General features: G+C 67.9%; 7 protein-coding genes and 2 tRNA genes. 2 read left to right on the forward strand and 7 right to left on the reverse strand.

All coding sequences use genetic code 11. The features are described 5' to 3' along the window. The 6 genes from H3C53_05450 to H3C53_05475 form a co-directional block, all read right to left on the reverse strand. A partial coding sequence (locus H3C53_05450) for an NADH-quinone oxidoreductase subunit F (protein ID MBW7916117.1) occupies positions 1-239 on the reverse strand: 239 nt, incomplete at its 3' end. Between the two features lie 73 nt (positions 240-312). After that, the gene (locus tag H3C53_05455; GenBank protein ID MBW7916118.1) at positions 313-918 is read right to left on the reverse strand and encodes an NAD(P)H-dependent oxidoreductase subunit E; all 606 of its coding nucleotides are present in this window, start codon (positions 916-918) and stop codon (positions 313-315) included. 8 nt (positions 919-926) lie between these two features. Continuing rightward, positions 927-2,156: an NADH dehydrogenase (quinone) subunit D gene (nuoD, locus tag H3C53_05460; protein MBW7916119.1), complete on the reverse strand. Its 1,230-nt coding sequence runs from the start codon at positions 2,154-2,156 to the stop codon at positions 927-929. Beyond that, positions 2,153-2,689: an NADH-quinone oxidoreductase subunit C gene (locus H3C53_05465; GenBank protein ID MBW7916120.1), complete on the reverse strand. Its 537-nt coding sequence runs from the start codon at positions 2,687-2,689 to the stop codon at positions 2,153-2,155. The genes nuoD and H3C53_05465 overlap by 4 nt, the downstream gene beginning before the upstream one ends. An 86-nt stretch (positions 2,690-2,775) precedes the next feature. Then, positions 2,776-3,312 (reverse strand): NADH-quinone oxidoreductase subunit B, encoded by a 537-nt coding sequence (locus tag H3C53_05470; GenBank protein ID MBW7916121.1) that lies wholly within the window; start codon positions 3,310-3,312, stop codon positions 2,776-2,778. Between the two features lie 2 nt (positions 3,313-3,314). Beyond that, complete coding sequence (locus H3C53_05475) at positions 3,315-3,644, reverse strand: NADH-quinone oxidoreductase subunit A (GenBank protein MBW7916122.1); 330 nt, start codon at positions 3,642-3,644, stop codon at positions 3,315-3,317. A 310-nt stretch (positions 3,645-3,954) separates the two neighbouring features. Between H3C53_05475 and H3C53_05480 the strand changes: the two genes are divergently transcribed. Both H3C53_05480 and H3C53_05485 read left to right on the forward strand, forming a co-directional pair. After that, positions 3,955-4,030, forward strand: a tRNA-Lys gene (locus H3C53_05480). A gap of 20 nt (positions 4,031-4,050) precedes the next feature. Next, positions 4,051-4,125 (forward strand) — tRNA-Glu (locus H3C53_05485). Positions 4,126-4,235: 110 nt separating this feature from the next. Here the strand turns inward: H3C53_05485 and H3C53_05490 are convergent. Beyond that, on the reverse strand, positions 4,236-4,375 hold a 140-nt coding region (locus tag H3C53_05490; GenBank protein MBW7916123.1), incomplete at its 5' end, for a hypothetical protein.

A 4,375-nucleotide genomic window follows, 5' to 3' on the forward strand; every position in this document is an offset into this window, starting at 1 on the left:
GACTCGTCGGCGTTGCAGACCAGGTAGCGGGCCTTGCCGTCGGGCGGGCCCATGAACGACCACTTGACGCCCGTCGGGAAGCCGGCGCCGCCGCGGCCGCGCAGGCCCGACGCCTTGACCTCGTCGATCACCTGCGCGGGGGTCATCTCGGTGACCGCCTTGCGGGCGGCTTCGTAGCCGCCGTGCGAGCGGTAGAAGTCGAGCGTGTGCGCCCCCTCGACCCCCACGTAGCGGTACATGGTGACCTCGTACCTCGGGTCGTGGCGGCTGCGGATGGGCGCCGGCTTGGTGTCGGCGACTTGGTCCGTCACCTCAACCCTCCCCTCGGTCGGCGCGGCCCTTGGCGGTCTCGGCCAGCGGGCCGGGCTTGTCGATCCCCACGGTGTCGCCGCCCCGCTCGCGCCAGGCCGGCGGCTGCCGGTCCTCTCGCAGCGAGTCGACGAGGAACTGGCAGCGGCCACGCCCCACCCGCTCGTAGTAGGTGTCGTTCACCTGCACGACCGGGGCGGTGCCGCACGACCCTACGCATTCGACCTTCTGCAGGCTGAAGCGCCCGTCGGCGCTCGTCTCGCCGTTGACGATGCCCAGTTCCTCGACGAGGAAGTCGTAGAGCTCGTCGGCGCCGGCGAGCGCGCAGGAGAGCGTCGAGCAGACCTGGACGTGGAACTTGCCCACGGGCTGCTCGTGGAAGGTGGAGTAGAACGACATGACGCCCTTGACCTCGGTGGCGGTGGTGCCGACGATCTCGGCGATCTCGCGCATGCGCTCCTCGCTCACGTACCGCTCGGCGCGCTGCACCTCCCATAGCAGGGGCATGAGGGCGCTGCGGCGCCCCTCGGCGGGGTAGCGGGAGAGGATCTCCGCCACCTTCTCTTGCTTGTCGTCGAAGAACTTGCTGGGTCTGGCTGGTTCTGTCATCGGCTCACTTACTTGTCCACGTCGCCCAGCACCGGGTCGAAGCTGGCGATGTTGATGACCATGTCGGCGAAGAGCCCACCGATGCTGGAGGGCTCGAGCGACTGGAGGTTGGCGAGGCTCGGCGCCTTGACCTTCACGCGGTAGGGCATCGAACCGCCGTCCGAGATGATGTAGTAGCCGAGCTCGCCGCGCGCGCTCTCGGTGGGCACGTACACCTCGCCCTTCGGGGGGTGCAGCCCCTCCGTGACGAGCTTGAAGTGGAAGATGACCGCCTCCATCGAGTTCTCGAGCTCGTGGCGTGGCGGGAGGCTGATGCGCCGATCCGGGTCCTTGACGGGCCCGGGTTCGAGCATGTCGAGGGCCTGCGACACGATGCGGCAGCTCTCGATCATCTCCTCGTAGCGCACCAGGATGCGGGCGTAGATGTCGCCGTCCTCGTGGGTGGGCACGTCGAAGACGTAGTCCTCGTACCCCGAGTATGGCGCGCTCTTGCGGAAGTCGAGCGCCAGGCCGCTGGCGCGTGCGCTGGGACCCGTGAGGGCGTAGTCGATGGCCATCTCGCGCGTGACGACGGCCACCCCCTGGGTGCGCGCCATGAGGATGCTGTTGCCCATGAACAGGTTGAAGTACTCGTCCAGGTACCGCGGGAAGGCTTCGAGCCACTTGCGGACCATCGGCTCGAAGTGTTCTGGCACGTCCTGGTAGAGGCCGCCGACGCGGAAGTAGCCGTAGTTCATGCGCACGCCCGACACGGCCTCGAAGATGTCCATCAGGCCCTCGCGCTCGCGCATGCAGTAGAAGTACGGCGTGAGGGCGCCCATGTCGAGCATGGTGGTCCCGAAGAACACCAGGTGGCTGGCAAGGCGGTTCAGCTCGTTGAGGATCACCCGGACGCGCTGCGCACGCACCGGGACGCGCGCGTCCAACAGCTTCTCGACCGAGAGCACGTAGGCGAGGTCGTGCGCGAAGCCGTGGAGGTAGTCCATCCGGTTCGAGTACGTGACGCCCTGCTGGTAGGTGCGGTTCTCCATCGTCTTCTCGAAGCCCGTGTGGAGGTAGCCCACCTGCGGCTTGAGCGACACGATCTGTTCGCCGTCGAGGTCGACGACGAGCCGGAGCACCCCGTGGGTGCTGGGGTGTTGCGGCCCGACGTTGATGCGCATGAAGCGCGTCGAGAAGGACCCCGGCAGCTCGGCCTCGGCGGGGGGCGCCGGGTTGACTGGCTTGGCCGCGCTCATCCTCGCGCACCTCCCTCGTCGGGGAGGCTGCCCTGCTCGCTGGTCACGCCGTGGCGCGCCCCGCCCTTCCAGCCCGTGAGGCCCGGGTTCTTGCCCGTCAGGCCGGCCCGGAACGCGGCGGGGTCGAGGAAGCGCCCGTCGTTGAAGAGCGTCGGGGTCTCCCCGAGGGGGAAGTCCTTGCGGTGCGGGTGACCTTCGAGGTCCTCGGGCGTCAGGAGCTTACGCAGGTTCGGGTGGCCCTCGAACTCGATGCCGAGCATGTCGAACGTCTCGCGCTCGAGGAAGTCGGCGCCGCGCCAGACGCCGGTGACGCTGGGGACGCTCTCACCGTCGTTCAACTCGACCCGCACGAAGAGGCGGTCTGCGCCGTGCAGGCAGTGGACGTTGTAGACGACGGCGAAGCGCTTGCCGCGGTGGCCGGGGTAGGTGAGGTAGTCGATGCCGAAGATGTCGGTGAGCATCTCAAGCCCCGCCGTCCGGCAGGCCCTGAGGGCGTCGACGACCGCGTGCTTCGGCACGGTCACGCGCGTCATGTCGTTGGCTTCGGTGACGACGCCGCCCAGCTCCACGAGCGCCTCGAGCGCGCGCGCCTTGAGGGCGCCGACAGGGGCGTGCTCCGTCATCGCTTCCAGCCCTCGACGGGCGGCAGCTTGGCGCCGCGTGCGTCGAACGCCTCGCCCCTGACCTTCTTCTGAAGCTGCGCCACGGCGTAGATGAGCGCCTCGGGCCGCGGCGGGCAGCCGGGCACGAAGATGTCGACAGGCACCACCGAGTCGACGTTCTGCACGATGGCGTAGTTGTTGAACATGCCGCCCGAGGAGGCGCAGGCGCCCATGCTGATGACCCACTTGGGGTCCGGCATCTGGTCGTAGACGCGCTTCATGACCGGGGCCATCTTCTTCGACAACCTGCCGGCGACGATCATGACGTCGGCCTGGCGCGGGCTGGCGCGGAACACCTCGGAGCCGAGGCGCGCGAGGTCGTTGCGCGAGTTGGTGGCCGCCATCATCTCGATGGCGCAGCACGCGAGCCCGAACGTGGCCGGCCAGAGGCTGTTGGAGCGGCCCCACGCCACCAGCTTCTCGAGGCTGGTGAACAGGATGCCGTCCGCCTCCAGTTCCTGCACGTCCTTCTCGAACAGGTCAAGTAAACCCATGCTCACTTCCAGTTCAGGACGCCCTTGCGGACGAGGTAGACGAACCCGACCGCGAGGATCGCCACGAAGATGATGGCGTTGGTGAATAGGAACGTCGGCGCGGAGTTGAACTTGACGGCCAACGGGTAGAAGAAGGCCGTCTCCAAGTCGAAGATGATGAACAGCATGGCCACCAGGTAGAAGTGGACGGGGAACCGTTCGCGGGCCGTGCCAACGGCCGGGATGCCGGACTCGTAGGCGTCCAACTTCGCCTCGCTCGGGCGTTTGGGGCCCAGCAGGCCACCAACGACCAGCGCGGCCACGGCGATGAAGCCGGCCGCCAGGTACATCATCAGGACCTCTAGGTACAAGGAGCCCTCTCCTCTCTCATGGGCACACGGGCGTCGCGCAGCCCGCGCTCGAGATTCGTCACCACGTTCCGAGAAGCCGTGACCCGTCCGCACTTCGTGCGCGTTTTCACAACCATCTTGCCGGACAGTCTAGCAGGGGGGGTGGGGGCCTACAAGGTGAGTCCCCGGTGAGCCGCCGGGCCTGGGGCGAACACCACCAAGCCTGGAACCTCGGCGTCCGCCCCGGCCATGTTGGACAAGAACACGGCCTTGACACCGGGCCCGAGCGCGTCTATATACTGCTCTGGCTGCTGGGTCGTTAGCTCAGCCGGTAGAGCAGCTGACTTTTAATCAGCGGGTCGCAGGTTCGAGCCCTGCACGACCCACCAGGTTCATCGGCCGGCGGTTCGGCCCCTTCGACTAGCGGTTAGGTCACAACCCTTTCAAGGTTGCGGCACGGGTTCGAATCCCGTAGGGGTCACCAGGCAGGGCGCCCACCCGGGCGCCCTCCGTTTTCTCGACCACTCCTGGTTCTCGCTCACATCATCTTGAAGGGCATCTCGCTCGACCACGGGGCGGCCGCGGCGGCCACCCTCACCCGTGCGTGCGGTCCCGCCCCGCGCGCTTGGCGGCGTAGAGCCGCCTGTCGACGAGCTTCACGAGCTCGCTCACCCGCGCCGCCACCGCGGCGTCACCCGCGTCGCCGGGTCCGCCACTCCCCAGCTCGCTGAGCG

The sequence above is a fragment of the Trueperaceae bacterium genome (genome assembly GCA_019454765.1).
Taxonomy (GTDB): Bacteria; Deinococcota; Deinococci; order Deinococcales; family Trueperaceae; genus JAAYYF01.